At 54.6% G+C, this 18,076-nt stretch carries 18 protein-coding genes and 2 pseudogenes; 10 read left to right on the top strand and 10 right to left on the bottom strand.

The features are described 5' to 3' along the window. The first annotated feature begins 5 nt into the window (after positions 1-5). A pseudogene (locus K7R23_RS13715) lies at positions 6-1,606 on the top strand (APC family permease). 44 nt (positions 1,607-1,650) lie between these two features. Here K7R23_RS13715 and tyrA read toward each other — a convergent pair. After that, complete coding sequence (gene tyrA / locus K7R23_RS13710; RefSeq protein WP_012906727.1) at positions 1,651-2,772, bottom strand: bifunctional chorismate mutase/prephenate dehydrogenase; 1,122 nt, start codon at positions 2,770-2,772, stop codon at positions 1,651-1,653. 10 nt (positions 2,773-2,782) lie between these two features. Beyond that, entirely contained in the window at positions 2,783-3,853 is a 1,071-nt protein-coding gene (aroF, locus tag K7R23_RS13705; protein WP_012906728.1) for a 3-deoxy-7-phosphoheptulonate synthase AroF, read from the bottom strand. A gap of 377 nt (positions 3,854-4,230) precedes the next feature. Here aroF and yfiR point away from each other — a divergent pair, with 377 nt between their 5' ends. From yfiR to K7R23_RS13690, 3 genes are read left to right on the top strand one after another with little or no spacing between them, the layout of a single operon-like run. Continuing rightward, positions 4,231-4,749 (top strand): regulatory sequestration protein YfiR, encoded by a 519-nt coding sequence (gene yfiR, locus K7R23_RS13700; protein WP_012906729.1) that lies wholly within the window; start codon positions 4,231-4,233, stop codon positions 4,747-4,749. Beyond that, positions 4,742-5,965, top strand: a complete 1,224-nt coding sequence (gene dgcN, locus K7R23_RS13695; RefSeq protein ID WP_012906730.1) for a diguanylate cyclase DgcN/YfiN — start codon at positions 4,742-4,744, stop codon at positions 5,963-5,965. Before yfiR ends, dgcN begins: the two co-directional genes overlap by 8 nt. Before the next feature lie 20 nt (positions 5,966-5,985). After that, the gene (locus K7R23_RS13690) at positions 5,986-6,468 is read left to right on the top strand and encodes an OmpA family protein (protein WP_012906731.1); all 483 of its coding nucleotides are present in this window, start codon (positions 5,986-5,988) and stop codon (positions 6,466-6,468) included. Between the two features lie 128 nt (positions 6,469-6,596). On the opposite strand, the gene rplS is transcribed toward K7R23_RS13690, so the two are convergent. From rplS to ffh, 5 genes and pseudogenes are all read right to left on the bottom strand, one after another. Further along, on the bottom strand, positions 6,597-6,944 hold the full coding sequence (rplS, locus tag K7R23_RS13685; RefSeq protein ID WP_000065254.1) for a 50S ribosomal protein L19: 348 nt from the start codon (positions 6,942-6,944) through the stop codon (positions 6,597-6,599). A 40-nt stretch (positions 6,945-6,984) separates the two neighbouring features. Beyond that, a pseudogene (gene trmD, locus K7R23_RS13680) lies at positions 6,985-7,750 on the bottom strand (tRNA (guanosine(37)-N1)-methyltransferase TrmD). Positions 7,751-7,793: 43 nt separating this feature from the next. Next, on the bottom strand, positions 7,794-8,342 hold the full coding sequence (gene rimM, locus K7R23_RS13675; RefSeq protein ID WP_012906733.1) for a ribosome maturation factor RimM: 549 nt from the start codon (positions 8,340-8,342) through the stop codon (positions 7,794-7,796). An 18-nt stretch (positions 8,343-8,360) separates the two neighbouring features. Further along, a complete protein-coding gene (gene rpsP, locus K7R23_RS13670; protein WP_012134698.1) occupies positions 8,361-8,609 on the bottom strand; it encodes a 30S ribosomal protein S16 in 249 nt (82 codons plus the stop codon). Between the two features lie 270 nt (positions 8,610-8,879). Beyond that, positions 8,880-10,241 (bottom strand): signal recognition particle protein, encoded by a 1,362-nt coding sequence (ffh, locus tag K7R23_RS13665; protein ID WP_012906735.1) that lies wholly within the window; start codon positions 10,239-10,241, stop codon positions 8,880-8,882. 165 nt (positions 10,242-10,406) lie between these two features. Here ffh and K7R23_RS13660 point away from each other — a divergent pair, with 165 nt between their 5' ends. Beyond that, positions 10,407-11,198 (top strand): cytochrome C assembly family protein, encoded by a 792-nt coding sequence (locus K7R23_RS13660; RefSeq protein WP_012906736.1) that lies wholly within the window; start codon positions 10,407-10,409, stop codon positions 11,196-11,198. A 91-nt stretch (positions 11,199-11,289) separates the two neighbouring features. Beyond that, positions 11,290-12,576, top strand: coding sequence for an HlyC/CorC family transporter (locus K7R23_RS13655; RefSeq protein ID WP_043013906.1), 1,287 nt, complete (start codon positions 11,290-11,292; stop codon positions 12,574-12,576). Between the two features lie 56 nt (positions 12,577-12,632). Here K7R23_RS13655 and grpE read toward each other — a convergent pair whose 3' ends face one another. Beyond that, entirely contained in the window at positions 12,633-13,226 is a 594-nt protein-coding gene (gene grpE, locus K7R23_RS13650) for a nucleotide exchange factor GrpE (protein ID WP_012906738.1), read from the bottom strand. Positions 13,227-13,348: 122 nt separating this feature from the next. On the opposite strand from grpE, the gene nadK reads away from it, so the two are divergent. The 3 genes from nadK (at position 13,349) to bamE (ending at position 16,468) form a co-directional block, all read left to right on the top strand. Beyond that, positions 13,349-14,227, top strand: a complete 879-nt coding sequence (gene nadK, locus K7R23_RS13645; protein ID WP_012906739.1) for an NAD(+) kinase — start codon at positions 13,349-13,351, stop codon at positions 14,225-14,227. A gap of 85 nt (positions 14,228-14,312) precedes the next feature. Continuing rightward, positions 14,313-15,974, top strand: a complete 1,662-nt coding sequence (gene recN, locus K7R23_RS13640; protein ID WP_012906740.1) for a DNA repair protein RecN — start codon at positions 14,313-14,315, stop codon at positions 15,972-15,974. A gap of 149 nt (positions 15,975-16,123) precedes the next feature. Further along, positions 16,124-16,468: an outer membrane protein assembly factor BamE gene (bamE, locus tag K7R23_RS13635; protein ID WP_012906741.1), complete on the top strand. Its 345-nt coding sequence runs from the start codon at positions 16,124-16,126 to the stop codon at positions 16,466-16,468. Between the two features lie 123 nt (positions 16,469-16,591). On the opposite strand, the gene K7R23_RS13630 is transcribed toward bamE, so the two are convergent. Next, positions 16,592-16,882: an RnfH family protein gene (locus K7R23_RS13630; protein ID WP_012906742.1), complete on the bottom strand. Its 291-nt coding sequence runs from the start codon at positions 16,880-16,882 to the stop codon at positions 16,592-16,594. After that, on the bottom strand, positions 16,872-17,309 hold the full coding sequence (ratA, locus tag K7R23_RS13625) for a type II toxin-antitoxin system toxin RatA (protein WP_024132782.1): 438 nt from the start codon (positions 17,307-17,309) through the stop codon (positions 16,872-16,874). Before ratA ends, K7R23_RS13630 begins: the two co-directional genes overlap by 11 nt. A gap of 170 nt (positions 17,310-17,479) precedes the next feature. On the opposite strand from ratA, the gene smpB reads away from it, so the two are divergent. After that, entirely contained in the window at positions 17,480-17,962 is a 483-nt protein-coding gene (gene smpB, locus K7R23_RS13620) for an SsrA-binding protein SmpB (RefSeq protein ID WP_012906744.1), read from the top strand. Positions 17,963-18,076 lie beyond the last annotated feature (114 nt).

Genomic DNA, 18,076 nt, shown 5'->3' with positions numbered 1-18,076 from the left:
TGACCATGACGATTCACTCTACGCACCAAACACAGTCCCGCGTTGTTGAGTCGGGGAAATTTAAAAAGCAGCTGACGCTAACCGACCTGACGTTTATTGGTCTCGGGGCCATCTTTGGTTCCGGCTGGCTGTTTGCCGCAAGCCATGTGGCATCCATTGCCGGGCCTGCGGGCATTGCCTCATGGGTCATCGGCGGAATTGCCGTTCTGCTGTTGGGGATTGTCTATTGTGAGCTGGGGGCGGCGCTGCCTCGCGCCGGGGGGATTATCCGTTATCCGGTATTTTCCCACGGCGAACTGATGGGGTATCTGCTTGGATTTATTACGCTGATTGCGTTTTCCAGTCTGATCTCCATTGAGATTGTCGCCGCACGCCAGTATGCGGCGGCATGGTTCCCAATGCTGACCCAACCAGGCTCGAGCGCCCCGACGCTGCTGGGCTGGGTGGTGCAGTTTTTGCTGCTATGTTTCTTCTTCGGCCTGAATTACTACAGCGTAAAAACGTTCGCCCGCTCCAACAACATCATCAGTATTCTGAAGTTTCTGGTGCCTCTGGCGGTCGTCGTGACCCTGTTTACTTTTTTCAAACCTGAAAACCTGCACGTTCAGGGATTTGCGCCGTCTGGCATGTCGGGCGTTGAGGCAGCGATCAGCGCGGGGGGATCATCTTTGCCTATCTGGGGCTGACGCCGATTATCTCGGTGGCGAGTGAGGTAAAGAACCCACAGCGGACGATCCCGGTGGCGCTGATTTTATCGGTAGTGCTGTCGACGATCATTTATGTACTGCTGCAACTGGCGTTTCTTGGCAGTATACCGACCGACATGCTGGGTAGCGGCTGGGCGGAAATCAGTAAGCAATTCTCGCTGCCATACCGGGATATCGCCATTACGCTCGGTATGGGCTGGCTGGCGTTTATGGTGGTGTGCGACGCGATTGTCTCCCCCAGCGGCACCGGCAATATCTATATGAACGCCACGCCGCGCGTGATTTATGGCTGGGCCAAAGCTGGCACCTTTTTTAAAGCGTTCACCCATATTGATAAAGAGTCCGGCATTCCGCGTCCGGCACTGTGGCTGACTTTCGGGTTGTCTATCTTCTGGACGCTACCCTTCCCGTCGTGGGAGCAACTGATCAGCGTGGTCTCGGCGGCGCTGGTGCTGAGCTACGCCATCGCGCCGGTCACGGCGGCGGGACTGCGCCGTAACGCACCGGATCTGCCGCGCCCGTTTCGCGTGCGCGCCTTCGGAATTATCGGCCCGCTGTCGTTTGTGATTTCGGCGCTGATTGTATTCTGGTCAGGCTGGGGAACGCTGTCATGGCTGCTGGGGCTGCAGATTGTGATGTTTGTCATCTACGTGCTGTGCAAAACAAAAGTGCCGGTACACACCGTAAGCCTAGCGCAGCAGGTAAAATCGTCCCTGTGGCTCATCGCCTTTTACGCGCTGATCATACTCTTCTCCTGGCTCGGCAGCTTTGGCGGTACAGGGATGATTGGGCATCCGTGGGATACGGTTGTGGTCGCGGTAATGTCGCTGGGGATCTACTACTGGGGCGAGCGAACCTGCCTGCCGCAGGCTAACTTTACCGGCGATGAAGAGGAGTAGAGGAATCGGAGCTGGTCCGGTCGACGCCGGACCAGCAGAGTAAATTACTGACGGCTGTCGTTAGCCTGTCGCAGTAACGTGCGGCTTTCGTTCTGGAACCGTTTCGCGTAGTCCCCGAACCAGTGCTCCACTTTGCGGAAGCTTGCAATAAACGCCTGCTTATCGCCCTGCTCCAGCAGGCTAATCGCTTCGCCAAAACGCTGGTAGTACCGTTTAATCAGCGCCAGATTGCTTTCCGACGACATAATGATGTCGGCGTACAGCTGCGGATCCTGGGCAAACAGGCGTCCCACCATCGCCAGCTCCAGGCGATAAATCGGCGAAGAGAGCGCCAGCAGTTGTTCAAGCTGGACGTTTTCTTCCGCCAGATGCAGGCCGTAGGCGAAGGTCGCAAAGTGGCGCAATGCCTGGATAAACGCCATATTCTGGTCGTGCTCGACGGCGCTGATGCGATGCAGCCGCGCGCCCCAGACCTGAATCTGTTCGAGGAACCACTGATAGGCCTCCGGTTTCCGCCCGTCGCACCAGACCACCACCTGTTTCGCCAGGCTGCCGCTGTCGGGGCCAAACATCGGGTGCAGGCCGACCACCGGCCCATCGTGCGCAGCCAGCATTGCCTGTAGCGGACCGTTTTTCACCGACGCCAGATCCACCAAGATACAGTCGGAGGGTAAGCGCGGTAGCCGGGCGATCACCTGCTCGGTTACGTGGATCGGTACGCTGACGATCACCATTCCGGCATCCGCAACGATCTCCGACGCGCGATCCCAGTCCTGCTGTTCAAGGATCCGCACCTGATAGCCCGACAGGGTGAGCATTTTCTCAAACAACCGACCCATCTGACCGCCGCCGCCCACGATGACTACCGGACGCAGCGCAGGACACAGCGTTTTAAATCCTTTATCGTTTTCGCTGGAGTAGGATTCGCGCATCACCCGGCGCAGCACATCCTCTATCAGATCCGGCGGCACCCCGAGCGCTTCCGCTTCCGCACGGCGCGAAGCCAGCATTGAAGCTTCACGCTCCGGGACGTAAATCGGCAGACCAAAGCGGCTTTTTACTTCGCCAACCTCGGCCACCAGCTCCAGACGGCGCGCCAGTAAATCCAGCAGCGCTTTATCCACTTCATCAATTTGATCGCGTAATGCGGTCAACTCAGCAACCATAACGAACCTCTTAAACCTGGCGCGCCGCCAGCTGACCGTTCAGGTCTTTGTTAATTTCACGCAGTAACGCGTCCGTCATTTCCCAGCTAATGCAGGCATCGGTCACCGACACGCCATATTTCATTTCGCTGCGCGGTTGTTCGGAGGACTGGTTACCCTCATGAATATTACTCTCAATCATTAAGCCGATGATTGAGCGGTTGCCATCTTTAATTTGCGCAACCACAGACTCCGCCACGGCTGGCTGGCGACGGTAATCTTTATTGGAATTACCATGACTGCAATCTACCATCAGCGAAGGCCGCAGTCCCGCCTGTTCCATCTCTTTTTCACACTGTTCGACGTCAGCCGGGCTGTAGTTCGGCGCTTTGCCGCCGCGCAGGATCACATGGCCGTGCGGGTTGCCCTGCGTTTGCAGCAGCGCAACCTGTCCGGCCTGATTAATGCCGACAAAGCGGTGCGACTGCGCGGCGGCGCGCATGGCGTTGATGGCCGTCGCCAGGCTGCCATCGGTGCCATTCTTGAAGCCGACCGGCATCGACAGGCCAGAGGCCATTTCACGGTGAGTCTGCGATTCCGTCGTGCGCGCGCCAATCGCCGACCAGCTGAACAGATCGCCCAGGTACTGCGGGCTGTTCGGATCCAGCGCTTCCGTCGCCAGCGGCAGGCCCATATTCACCAGTTCAAGCAGCAGACGGCGCGCGATCTTCAGACCGGCTTCGACGTCAAAGGAGCCATCCATATGAGGATCGTTAATTAGCCCTTTCCAGCCGACGGTGGTACGGGGTTTTTCAAAATAGACGCGCATGACCAGATAGAGGCTATCGCTGACCTCTGCGGCAAGGGCTTTAAATCGACGAGCATACTCCAGCGCCGCTTCAGGATCGTGAACAGAGCATGGGCCGCATACCACCAGCAGGCGCGGATCGCGACCGGCAATGATGTCAGAAATGGTTTCGCGCGAGCGGGCGATTTGCGCCGCTTGCAACTGGCTCAGCGAGAATTCCGCTTTAAGTTGCTCCGGGGTCATCAGAACCTGTTCGTCGGTGATATGTACGTTATTCAGCGCGTCTTTTTGCATGATGGCGATCCTGTTTTAGCTCGTTTGCGATAGTTCCTCTCGGCGAGGATGACGTAACGATAACACAACGAGTAAAGATATCAATCCAAAATACGTAAATATTACTTTACATCACACTAAGATAGCGCATTTTAACTCGCCATAGTTGTATCAATTAGTTTACACACCAGAAAATTCCCCCCATTTGCCTGTCGCGCGTTATGATCGCCATCAGAAAATGAACTTCCCGCAATAATAGGTATCATTAAGATTTAACCTAACGACAAAACAATATTAGCTTTGGCGTAATGACGACTCCGTAAAATAATGTTATTTTGCAACAAACATTCAAGGATGTATTTTGATGCTCTACGAAAGATGCGAGTGAGTGTGCCGTTATGTCATGTTCTCACCGTCTCCTGGCGTTGCTGATACTGTTGCTGGCAGGAACGCCGGTTTGCGCTCAGGAAATACCCGCTGCCGCGAAAAATGTGCGGGCGATAGTCTCAGGCATCGTCAGCTATACGCGCTGGCCTGCGCTTTCCGGGCCGCCCAGGCTGTGCATTTTCTCATCGTCCCGTTTCGCCAGCGTGCTGGGAGACAGCAGCGATACGCCGCTGCCTTATTACCCCGTGATTATTCGTACCGAACAAGAAGCGCTGGCCGCACGCTGTGACGGGATTTATTTCGGCAGCGAAACTCCGGCGGCCCAGGTTCAATTAACCAATAAGTATCCATCTAAAGCTTTGTTATTAATTGCTGAACAAAACACCGAATGCATTATTGGCAGCGCCTTTTGTCTGATTATTAACAATAACGACGTCAGGTTCGCCGTTAATCTGGATTCACTGACGCACAGCGGCGTACATGTGAATCCGGATGTACTGATGCTCGCACGGAACAAAAAGCATGGATAAGGATCTCTCCCGGACAACGCGTCCAACGTTTAAGCGGGCCCTGAGACGCATTAACATGATCAGCGTGCTGGTCACCATGACGCTGATCTGGGTGCTGCTGTGCGTCGCCTCGGTGCTGACGCTGAAACAGTATGCGCAAAAAAATCTCGAACTGACGGCGGCCACCATGACCCATAGTCTGGAAGCCGCGCTCGTTTTTGCTGACGATGCCGCCGCCACAGAAACGTTAGCGGCGCTCGGCAGACAGGGGCAGTTTTCCGCCGCTGTGGTCCGCGATAAAAATGAGAATGTCATCGCTGCCTGGCGTTATAACGCGCAGCAGACAGACGATAAGCTCAACGGCTATATCAGCCGCTGGCTCTTTCCCCTGCCGGTCACCCAGCCGGTCTGGCACAACGGCGACATTATCGGCGAGGTGTGTTTAACGGCGCGCGACAGCCTGATCGGTCATTTTATCTGGCTCTCGCTGGCGGTGCTCACCGGCTCGATTCTGCTGGCTGCCGGCATTGCCATTCTGCTGACGCGCCATCTGCACAGCGGCGTGGTCGCGGCGTTGCAGAACATCACCGATGTCGTCCACGATGTGCGCACTAATCGTAATTTTTCCCGCCGGGTCTCTGAAGAGCGCATCGAAGAGTTCCACCGCTTTGCCCAGGATTTCAACAGTCTGCTGGATGAAATGGAAGAGTGGCAGCTGCGTCTGCAGGCGCGTAACACGCAGCTACTGCGCACGGCGCTGCACGATCCCCTGACGGGGCTGGCGAACCGCGCCGCCTTTCGCAGCAGCATCAACGCGCTGATGAACGATGACGCCGCCCGCAGCAGTTCGGCGCTGTTATTTCTTGACGGCGATAACTTCAAGTTTGTCAACGACACCTGGGGCCACGCTGCGGGCGATCGTGTGCTGATCGAAGTGGCCAAACGACTGGCGGAATTTGGCGGCAGCCGCCATCAGCCCTATCGTCTTGGCGGCGATGAGTTTGCGATGGTGCTTTACGGCGTACATTCGGAATATGAAGTGCAGCGCATTTGCGCCGCGCTGTCGCAGGCGTTCGACCGTCCTTTCGACCTGCATAACGGTCATCTGGCGAGTATGACGCTGAGTATCGGCTATGCCCTGACGTGGGAACACGCTTCGGCAGAAAAATTACAAGAGCTGGCCGATCGCAATATGTATCAGGCTAAACATCAGCGCGCCGAGCGGCTGATTAAATAAAATAAATAAGGAATCCCCCCATGCTTACGCGTTTTTTATCGCCTTTTATTTTTACCGCGCTGCTCCTGACCGGCTGCCAGGCGCCGCAGGGCAAATTTTCCCCTGAGCAGGTTGCAGCCATGCAGACCTACGGATTTACTGAATCAGCGGGAGACTGGTCTTTGGGGATGTCAGACACGATTCTGTTCGATAAAAATGATTACACGCTTCGCGCGCAGAGCCGCCAGCAGATTCAGGCGATGGCCGCACGGCTGGCCTCGGTCGGGCTGAAACATGCGCGCATGGACGGGCATACCGATAATTACGGCGAAGAGAGCTACAACGAAGCCCTGTCGCTGAAGCGCGCCAACGTCGTCGCCGATGCGTGGGCGGAAGGGGCGCAGATCCCGCGCAGCAACCTGACAACGCAGGGCTTAGGCAAAAAGTACCCCATCGCCAGCAACAAGACCGCGAAAGGCCGCGCAGAAAACCGTCGCGTCGCGGTGGTTATCAGTACACCTTAAGCGCTGTCCCGCGATTCACGCCTTAACCCGTCGACTGCGATACGTGATACCACGCGCAGTCCGGTCAATAAAAAAAGGGCCAGCCATCTGGCCAGCCCTCTCTTACAGGATGTCGCCTGAGCGATATCTTAGTTAAGACGCTCTTTGATACGAGCAGCCTTACCAGTACGCTCACGCAGGTAGTACAGTTTAGCTTTACGAACGGCACCACGACGTTTGACAGTGATGCTGTCAACTACCGGAGAGTGAGTCTGGAAGACACGCTCTACGCCTTCGCCGTTGGAAATTTTACGAACAGTGAATGCAGAGTGCAGACCGCGGTTACGAATAGCGATAACCACGCCCTCGAATGCCTGCAGACGTTTTTTGGAACCTTCAACAACCCATACTTTCACTTCCACGGTATCACCCGGACGGAAGGAAGGTACGTCCTGCTTCATCTGCTCTTGTTCAAGTTGCTTAATAATGTTGCTCATAATTTAATCTCTTATCCTGGGTAAACTGATATTCGGGGGCTTAAGCCATCCCATCATGTTTATGTTGCCTGCGCGTGCTCTTTTTTGAACTCCGCCAGCAACCTTGCTTGCTCTTCAGTCAGAGCCAGGTTTTCCAGAAGTTCAGGTCTTCTAAGCCAGGTGCGGCCCAGCGACTGTTTCAAACGCCAGCGACGTATCTCAGCATGGTTTCCTGACAGCAATACTGCCGGTACTTCCATCTCTTCTAACACTTCAGGCCGGGTATAGTGCGGGCAGTCCAGCAATCCATCCGCAAAGGAATCTTCCGTTGCCGACGCCTCATGACCCAGAACCCCCGGAATGAACCGGGAAACGGAGTCAATCAGTACCATCGCTGGTAGCTCTCCACCGCTGAGAACGTAATCGCCGATTGACCACTCTTCGTCAATTTCGGTTTGGATCACGCGCTCATCTATGCCTTCGTAGCGACCGCACACCAGAATCAGCTTTTGATTCGTTGCCAGTTCGCTGACGCCCGCTTGATCAAGCTTGCGTCCCTGAGGTGACAGATAAATCACCTTAGCGCCTTCACCCGCCGCGCTTTTTGCTGCATGAATGGCGTCCCGCAAGGGTTGCACCATCATTAACATCCCCGGTCCGCCGCCGTAAGGACGATCGTCCACGGTACGGTGCCGGTCATGCGTGAAGTCACGCGGACTCCAGCTCTGGATGTTCAGCAGGCCATTTTTTACTGCCCGGCCAGTTACCCCGTAATCGGTAATTGCACGAAACATTTCTGGAAACAGGCTAACGATACCTATAAACACAGCCAATCTCCATCACGCCGTCATTTACCGCTTATCCGGTGGTTTAAAAACCAGGATCCCAATCTACTTCGATAGTACGCGTAGTGAGATCGACTTTCTTGATAACCTGCCCATCGAGGAACGGCACGAGGCGTTCCTTGATACCAAACGCATCCTTCAGGTTTGCCTTAATGACGATAACGTCATTCGATCCGGTTTCCATCATATCGACGACTTTACCGAGATCGTAGCCTTCAGTGGTCACTACCTGGCAGCCCATCAGGTCTTTCCAGTAATAGTCACCCTCTTCCAGCTGAGGCAGTTGCGATGAATCCACGACAATTTCACAATTGGTCAGCAGGTTCGCCGCATCGCGATCGTCAACGCCTTTCAGCTTGATGATCAAATCCTGATTGTGGTGCCGCCAGCTTTCCAGCTGGACCTGCTGCCACTGACCCGCCTTCTGGATAAACCAGGGCTGATAGTCAAAAATGCTTTCGGCGTCTTCAGTGGAGGAAAACACTCTGAGCCACCCACGAATACCGTAAGACGACCCCATTTTCCCTAACACGATAGGGTCGACGGGCGCTTGCGCGGTGAGTTGTTTGCTCATCATGACCACCGTGACAGATTAAGCTGCTTTGTTTGCTGCTTTGATCAGCGCTGCTACGCGATCGGAAATGGTTGCGCCCTGGCCAACCCAGTGAGCGATGCGATCCAGATCCAGGCGAGTGCCTTCTTCTTTTTCGCTGGCGATTGGGTTGAAGAAACCAACGCGCTCAATGAAGCGACCGTTACGTGCGTTACGGCTGTCAGTAACAACAACCTGGTAGAACGGACGCTTTTTAGCGCCGTGACGTGCTAAACGAATAGTTACCATAACATCCTCTTGTGTGAATAAAACAACCGGGCCCCATCGAGGAACGGAGCCCGGCGTCATATTAAAAGCCCGAAAATTTTACTGATTTCTGGGGAAATTGCAATCAGCATCTTGATGCCGGGCAGTAAACAAGGGATAGAAGGCGTATATCGGTGCAGCCAGTTTTGTTCCGGCGTGCGCGCAGAAAGCGGAGCGTACACGCAGTACGTGAGCATTTCGAGCACACCCCGGGACGAAAATGGCAAACAAGATAGCCTTATACCCTTGTTTTTATCTTCCAGGGAAGCCTGGCGGCATCATCCCCTTCATACTCCGCATCATCTTCGCCATCCCGCCCTTCTTCATTTTCTTCATCATGCGCTGCATGTCGTCGAACTGTTTCAACAGGCGGTTAACGTCCTGCACCTGCATCCCGCAGCCCTGCGCGATACGGCGTTTGCGGGAGCCTTTGATAATCTCCGGCTTCGCGCGCTCTTTCAGCGTCATTGAGTTGATGATCGCCTCCATTCGCACCAGCACTTTATCGTCCATCTGCGACTTAACGTTGTCCGGAATCTGGCCCATGCCCGGCAGTTTGCCCATCAGGCTTGCCATGCCGCCCATGTTTTTCATCTGGCGCAGCTGCTCAAGGAAGTCGGTCAGATCGAAGCCGTCGCCTTTTTTTAGTTTGGTCGCCAGCTTCTCCGCCTGGGCGCGGTCAACTTTGCTTTCGATATCTTCAATCAGCGACAGGACGTCACCCATGCCGAGAATACGCGAGGCGATGCGATCCGGATGGAACGGCTCCAGCGCGTCGGTTTTCTCGCCGACGCCGAGGAATTTAATCGGTTTGCCGGTAATGTGACGAATAGAGAGCGCGGCACCGCCGCGGGCGTCGCCGTCGACTTTGGTCAGCACCACGCCGGTCAGCGGCAGCGCTTCGTTAAACGCCTTCGCGGTATTCGCCGCATCCTGACCGGTCATCGCGTCGACCACGAACAGGGTTTCTACCGGATTGATCGAAGCATGAACCTGTTTAATTTCGTCCATCATCGCTTCGTCAACGTGCAGACGACCGGCGGTATCCACCAGCAGCACGTCGTAGAATTTCAGCTTCGCTTCTTTCAGCGCGGCGTTGACAATATCCACCGGCTTCTGGCCGACATCAGACGGGAAGAAATCAACGCCCACCTGCTCAGCCAGCGTTTCCAGCTGTTTGATCGCCGCCGGGCGATAAACGTCGGCAGAGACCACCAGCACTTTCTTCTTGTGCTTCTCACGCAGGAATTTACCGAGCTTACCGACGCTGGTGGTTTTACCGGCGCCCTGCAGGCCCGCCATCAGCACCACGGCCGGCGGCTGCGCCGCCAGATTCAGGCTCTGGTTTTCTTCACCCATCGCCGCGACGAGTTCGTTACGGACAATCTTGACGAACTCCTGCCCCGGCGTCAGGCTTTTGTTTACTTCATGGCCAACCGCTTTCTCTTTTACGCGATTGATAAACTCACGCACTACCGGCAGCGCAACGTCAGCCTCCAGCAGCGCCATGCGCACTTCGCGCAGCGTCTCTTTAACGTTGTCTTCAGTAAGGCGTCCACGGCCACTGATGTTGCGCAGCGTGCGCGACAAACGATCGGTTAAATTATCAAACATTGTCTCTCGCCTGGGGTGGAAACGGTTGGTCGCTCGTGCGACACAGGAACAGAATTTTGTCGCAGTATAACATGAAGCCGCCTTTGTTGTTATGCAACGGTTGGAGCAGCGGTCACGTAACGTTATACTGCTTCTCTTTCTCACTGGCTAACTGTCGACACCACTATGCCCGTTTTTGCTTTGCTCGCCCTGGTCGCTTACTCCATCAGCCTCGCGCTGATCGTTCCCGCACTGCTGCAAAAAAACAGCGGCTGGCGGCGGATGGCTATTCTCTCTGCGGTCGTCGCGCTGGTGTGCCACGCCTTTGCGCTGGAAGCCCGCATTCTGCCCGGAGGCGAAGGCGGACAAAACCTGAGCTTACTCAACGTCGGTTCCCTGGTCAGCCTGATGATCTGTACGGTGATGACGATTGTCGCCTCGCGCAATCGCGGCTGGCTGCTGCTGCCGATTGTGTACGCGTTCGCGCTGATCAATCTGGCGTTCGCCACCTTTATGCCGAACGAATACATCACTCATCTTGAAGCCACGCCGGGCATGTTGATCCACATCGGCCTGTCGCTGTTCTCCTATGCGACGCTTATCATCGCCGCGCTGTATGCGCTACAGCTGGCGTGGATTGACTACCAGTTAAAGAACAAAAAGCTGGCGTTCAGTAATGAAATGCCGCCGCTGATGAGCATTGAGCGCAAAATGTTTCATATCACGCAAATCGGCGTGGTGCTGCTGACGCTCACCCTGTGTACCGGCCTGTTTTACATGCATAATTTGTTCAGCACGGAAAATATCGACAAAGCCGTCCTCTCTATCGTGGCATGGTTTGTCTATATTGTTCTGTTATGGGGACATTATCATGAAGGCTGGCGCGGCCGCCGCGTCGTGTGGTTCAACGTCGCGGGCGCGGTCATTCTGACACTCGCCTATTTCGGCAGCCGGGTATTGCAGCAGTTCGTGAATTAAAAGCCTGTCCCGTCAGGCGGCGCTGCCCGGGTTCAACGCGGCAGGTAAAACAGCCCTGATGTTATTGGCTCTCAGTCTTTAAGGAAACCTAGTGGAACACATCTCCACCACCACGCTAATCGTCACATTAATTATTATGGTGGGCATTTCGGCCTATTTTTCCGGTTCCGAAACCGGAATGATGACCCTCAACCGCTACCGTCTGCGCCACATGGCTAAACAGGGAAGCCGTCCGGCAAAGCGCGTTGAAAAACTGCTGTGCAAGCCAGACCGCCTGATTAGCCTTGTCCTGATCGGCAACAACCTGGTCAATATTCTCGCCTCGGCCATCGGCACTATCGTCGGGATGCGTCTGTACGGCGATGCGGGCGTCGCCATCGCCACCGGTATTTTAACCTTTGTGGTGCTGATTTTTGCCGAAGTGCTGCCGAAAACCATTGCCGCGCTCTATCCGGAAAAAGTGGCCTATCCCAGCAGTTTTCTGCTGGCGCCGTTGCAGGTTCTGATGATGCCGCTGGTCTGGTTGCTCAATACCATCACTCGCCTGCTGATGCGCATGATGGGCATCAAAACCGATATCGTGATCAGCGGCTCGTTGAGTAAAGACGAACTGCGCACCATCGTGAACGAATCCCGCTCGCAAATTTCTCGCCGCAACCAGGATATGCTGCTGTCGGTGCTCGATCTGGAAAAGGTTACCGTTGATGACATTATGGTGCCGCGCAGTGAAATTATCGGTATCGATATCAACGACGACTGGAAATCGATTGTGCGCCAGCTGTCGCACTCGCCGCACGGGCGCATCGTGCTGTATCGAGACTCGCTGGACGATGCCATCAGTATGCTGCGCGTGCGCGAAGCATGGCGCCTGATGTCAGAGAAAAAAGAGTTTACCAAAGAGACGATGCTGCGCGCCGCCGATGAAATTTATTTCGTCCCGGAAGGCACGCCGCTCAGCACACAGCTGATTAAATTTCAGCGCAACAAAAAGAAAGTCGGCCTGGTGGTGAATGAATATGGCGACATCCAGGGGCTGGTGACGGTGGAGGATATTCTCGAAGAGATTGTCGGCGACTTCACCACTTCTATGTCGCCAACGCTTGCCGAAGAGGTAACGCCGCAAAACGACGGCTCGGTGATTATCGACGGTAGCGCCAACGTGCGGGAAATCAACAAGGCGTTTAACTGGCATTTGCCGGAAGACGATGCCCGTACCGTAAACGGTGTGATCCTGGAAGCGCTGGAAGAGATCCCGATAGCCGGCACCCGGGTGCGCATCGAGCAGTATGATATCGATATTCTCGACGTTCAGGAGAATATGATTAAGCAGGTCAGAGTCGTACCGGTAAAACCGCTGCGGGAAAGCGTGGCGGAATAAGAAACGTAACAGGCCGGGTGAGGCGCAAACCGTCACCCGGCGCTACGGATAACGAATTAGCCTTTGGCCTTCGCCACCGTCACCATCGCTGCGCGAATCGTGCGGCCATTCAGCGTATAGCCTTTTTGCATAATGCCCAGCACGTTGCCCGGCGCGACCTCTTCCGACTCGACCATCGCAATCGCCTGATGCACGTTCGGATCCAGCGCGACGTTGGTTTCGGCAATGACCTCAACGCCGAACTTACGCACCACGTCGAGCATTGATTTGAGCGTCAGCTCAATGCCTTCAACCATCGCCGCCATATCCGGGTTGGCTTTATCCGCCACTTCCAGCGCGCGATCCAGGCTATCAATCACCGGCAGCAGTTCGTTGACAAATTTTTCCAGCGCGAACTTATGCGCCTTCTCAACGTCCTGCTCGGTACGGCGACGCAGGTTTTCCATTTCCGCTTTCATCCGCAGCATGCTGTCGCGTTCACGATTCTGGGCATCCGCCAGTTGCGCTTCCAGATTCGCAATTTTTTCATCGCGCGGATCCACCTGCTCAGCAGAAGCGTCTGGTTCAACTGCCTCAACTTCTTCGTGCTGCTCCATGATAATTTCTTCCGGGGCTTGCCCCTCAGGCGTTTTCTGTTCTTTACTACTCATGAATTTCTCCGCGTTTTTTTTCGCAATCATCTCGCTAACTTCGCTTATTATGGGGATCGGATTCAGGGTTTCAAGGGAAGCACTCACATTGTCATCAATCTTCGTCACAAGGACCTCGAAAAATGAATAATCATTTCAAGTGTATTGGCATTGTGGGGCATCCACGTCACCCCACCGCACTGACGACACATGAAATGCTCTACCGCTGGTTATGCGCAAACGGCTATGAGGTCATTGTCGAGCAGCAAATCGCCCATGAACTGCAACTGAAGAATGTGAAAACCGGCACCCTGGCCGAGATTGGCCAGCAGGCGGATCTGGCGGTGGTGGTCGGCGGCGACGGCAATATGCTCGGCGCTGCACGCACCCTGGCGCGTTACGATATCAAAGTGATCGGCATTAACCGCGGCAACCTCGGTTTTCTGACCGACCTCGATCCGGACAACGCCCAGCAACAGCTCGCCGACGTGCTGGAAGGCCATTACATCGCTGAAAAACGTTTTTTGCTGGAAGCGCAGGTCTGCCAGCAGGACTGCCAGAAGCGTATCAGCACCGCGATTAATGAAGTGGTGCTGCACCCGGGTAAAGTGGCGCATATGATTGAGTTCGAAGTGTATATTGATGAGAACTTCGCCTTCTCGCAGCGTTCTGACGGCCTGATCATCTCGACGCCCACCGGCTCCACCGCCTACTCGCTCTCGGCGGGCGGCCCGATTCTGACGCCTTCTCTGGACGCGATAACCCTTGTGCCGATGTTCCCGCATACCCTTTCGGCACGTCCGCTGGTGATTAACAGCAGCAGCACCATCCGCCTGCGCTTCTCCCATCGCCGCAACGATCTGGAGATCAGCTGCGACAGCCAAATCGCCCTGCCGATCCAGGAAGGCGAAGACGTTTTGATTCGCCGCTGCGATTATCATCTGAATTTGATTCATCCCAAGGATTACAGCTATTTCAATACGTTAAGCAGCAAGCTGGGCTGGTCAAAAAAATTGTTTTAATTTTATATCAGCCTCTTTACTGTATAAAAAACCAGTTTATACTGTACGTAACTACAGTTATGGTTTTTCATACAGGAAAACAGCTATGTTGGCACAACTGACCATCAGCAATTTTGCAATCGTTCGTGAGCTTGAGATCGATTTTCAGAGCGGAATGACCGTCATTACCGGTGAAACCGGGGCGGGTAAATCCATTGCAATTGATGCGCTCGGGCTGTGTCTCGGCGGTCGTGCGGAAGCCGATATGGTGCGTACCGGCGCCACGCGTGCCGACCTCTGCGCCCGTTTTTCCCTGAAAGATACCCCTGCCGCCCTGCGCTGGCTGGAAGATAACCAGCTTGAAGACGGACGTGAATGTTTACTTCGCCGCGTTATCAGCAGCGACGGTCGTTCACGCGGCTTTATTAACGGCACCGCCGTTCCCCTCTCTCAGCTTCGCGAACTGGGGCAACTGTTAATTCAGATCCACGGCCAGCATGCCCATCAGCTGTTGATCAAGCCTGAACATCAGAAATCGCTGCTCGACGGCTATGCCAACGAAGTGCTGCTGGTACAGGAAATGGCCTCGCGCTATCAGCTCTGGCACCAAAGCTGCCGCGACCTCGCGCATCATCAGCAACAAAGTCAGGAGCGTGCCGCCCGCGCGGAGCTGCTGCAATATCAGCTCAAGGAGCTGAATGAATTTAACCCGCAGGCGGGTGAATTTGAGCAGATCGATGAGGAGTACAAACGGCTGGCCAACAGCGGTCAGCTTCTCTCCACCAGCCAGAATGCGCTGGCGCTGCTGGCGGATGGCGAAGACGTTAACCTGCAAAGCCAACTCTATACCGCTAAGCAGCTGGTCAGCGAACTGGTGAGCATGGACAGTAAGCTCTCCGGGGTTCTGGATATGCTGGAAGAAGCGACTATTCAGTTGACCGAAGCCAGCGACGAGCTACGCCATTACTGCGATCGGCTGGACCTGGATCCTAACCGCCTGTTTGAGCTTGAGCAGCGCATTTCAAAACAAATTTCGCTGGCGCGTAAGCACCACGTCAGCCCTGAAGCATTGCCGCAGTATTACCAGTCCCTGCTGGATGAACAGCAGCAGCTTGACGATCAGGCCGACTCGCTGGAGACGCTGACGCTGGCAGTCAACAAACATCACCAGCTCGCGCTGGAGTCCGCCAGAGCGCTGCATGAACAGCGTCAGCATTATGCCCGGGAACTGAGCGCGCTGATTACCGAGAGTATGCACTCACTTTCCATGCCGCACGGACATTTCACCATTGAGGTCAATTTCAATGAGCACCATCTGAGCCTCGACGGTGCAGACCGCGTGGAATTCAAAGTGACCACTAACCCCGGTCAGCCAATGCAGCCGATCGCCAAAGTCGCCTCTGGCGGCGAACTGTCGCGTATCGCGCTGGCAATCCAGGTGATCACGGCGCGTAAGATGGAAACCCCGGCGCTGATTTTTGACGAAGTGGATGTGGGCATCAGCGGCCCTACCGCAGCCGTCGTCGGCAAACTGCTGCGTCAGCTGGGCGAATCGACCCAGGTCATGTGCGTAACGCATCTTCCGCAGGTTGCCGGTTGCGGCCATCAGCACTTCTTTGTCAGTAAAGATACCGACGGTGAAATGACCGAAACGCATATGCAACCGTTGGACAAACGCGCGCGTCTGCAGGAGCTGGCTCGTCTGCTCGGGGGCAGCGAAGTGACCCGCAACACCCTCGCCAACGCGAAAGAACTGCTGGCGGCGTAAACTTTTTTGCCCCTTAACGGTCAGAGTAGACAACAAAAACGCCGGCAGACCCGTAAGCAAAAGGTTTTAAAGTGGTGAAAGGTCTATTATCATCGGCATATTACATATGAGCCACGTACTGCTCGGGCCCGAAAAGGAATCAAATCACTATGCGCTGTAAAACGCTGACTGCTGCCGCAGCAGTATTATTGATGTTGACCGCAGGCTGTTCCACTCTGGAGCGAGTGGTTTACCGCCCTGATATTAACCAGGGGAACTACCTGACCGCTAATGACGTATCGAAAGTGCGCGTCGGCATGACCCAGCAGCAGGTTGCCTATGCGCTGGGAACGCCAATGATGTCCGATCCGTTTGGCACCAATACCTGGTTCTATGTGTTCCGTCAGCAGCCGGGGCATGAAGGCGTGACGCAACAAACGCTGACGCTGACCTTTAACAGCAACGGCGTACTGACCAATATTGATAACAAGCCTGCGTTGACCAACAACAAATAGGCCAGTTTTCAGAAAGCAAAAAGGTGCTCATTGAGCACCTTTTTTGTTGTCAACTGTTCGGCATTTCGTTTGCCGGATGGCGACGCCAGCGCTTTATTACACCAGCGGGCATCGCGCCAGCCATTACTTACTGGCAGACTTTTCCGCCCGCTGACGGCGTAGCTCCTTCGGATCGGCAATTAACGGACGATAGATTTCAACCCGATCGCCATCCTGAAGCACATCCGTCAGCTTAACCGGACGACTATAGATACCAACCTTATTTTTGCTGAGATCGATATCGGTGCGCAGTTCCAGCAGGCCCGAGGCGTGGATGGCATCGGATACCGTCGCTCCCTCCGGCAAGGTCACGCGTTGCAGATACTGCTTTTCAGGCAGCGCATAGGCCACCTCAACAACAAGATTAGCCGGCACTGTAAACCTCTTTCGCGCGGACCGTAAATGCCTGCACCATATTGGCAGCCAGCTCCTTGAATATCCGTCCAAAGGCCAGCTCAATCAGCTTATTGGTAAATTCAAAGTCGAGGTGAAACTCAATACGACAGGCTTCCTGACTCAGCGGAGTAAATTTCCAGCCGCCAATCAGCTTCTTAAACGGACCATCGACCAGATTCATCAGAATGCTCTGATTCCGGGTTAACTGATTTCGCGTAGTAAACGTCTTGCTGATACCGGCTTTCGACACATCAACGGCTGCCGTCATCTGCCCCGGCGTCGATTCCAGAATACGGCTACCGGTGCAACCCGGCAGAAACTGGGGATAGGACTGAACGTCATTCACTAACTGATACATCTGTTCCGCGCTGTAAGGGACTAACGCGGTTCGACTAATCTGCGGCATAGCTATTTCCATCAACAAAAATCGAACAAATAATACCATTTATCAGATGCTAAAAAAAACGCTATCCCACACCAGGGGATAACCCTGTTCATGTTAAGATAGTCCATTACCCCCCGGAGGACGAAATGGGGGTGTTTTTCAATTCCAGTTTACCTATACTGAGCGGCACTATGACGAAGAAAAAAGCACACAAACCTGGCTCAGCCACCATCGCGCTCAACAAGCGCGCGCGACACGAATATTTTATCGAAGAAGAATTCGAAGCGGGACTGGCCCTGCAAGGATGGGAAGTGAAATCCTTGCGTGCCGGTAAAGCCAACATCGGCGACAGCTATGTCCTGTTGAGAGACGGTGAAGCCTATCTGTTTGGCGCCAACTTTACGCCAATGGCCGTCGCCTCTACTCATGTGGTGTGCGACCCTACGCGAACCCGTAAGCTGCTGCTCAACCAGCGCGAGCTCGACTCGCTGTATGGTCGCGTCAATCGCGAAGGTTATACCGTTGTCGCCCTCTCGTTGTACTGGAAAAATGCCTGGTGCAAAGTCAAAATCGGCGTGGCGAAAGGTAAGAAGCAGCACGATAAGCGTTCCGATCTTAAAGAGCGCGAATGGCAGCTGGATAAAGCCCGCATCATGAAAAACGCCGGACGCTGATCGTCCTTATTTGTGACCGATCTGACATTTTCAGGTCGGTTGCTATTAATTACCCTCTGAAACTTCAAAAATATATTCTCATTATTCCGCAGAGCAATTTTGCTGAATCGATAA

It is taken from the genome of Citrobacter rodentium NBRC 105723 = DSM 16636 (assembly GCF_021278985.1).
In the GTDB taxonomy this organism is placed as follows: domain Bacteria; phylum Pseudomonadota; class Gammaproteobacteria; order Enterobacterales; family Enterobacteriaceae; genus Citrobacter_A; species Citrobacter_A rodentium.
This window is presented reverse-complemented; position numbering and strand designations above follow the sequence as displayed.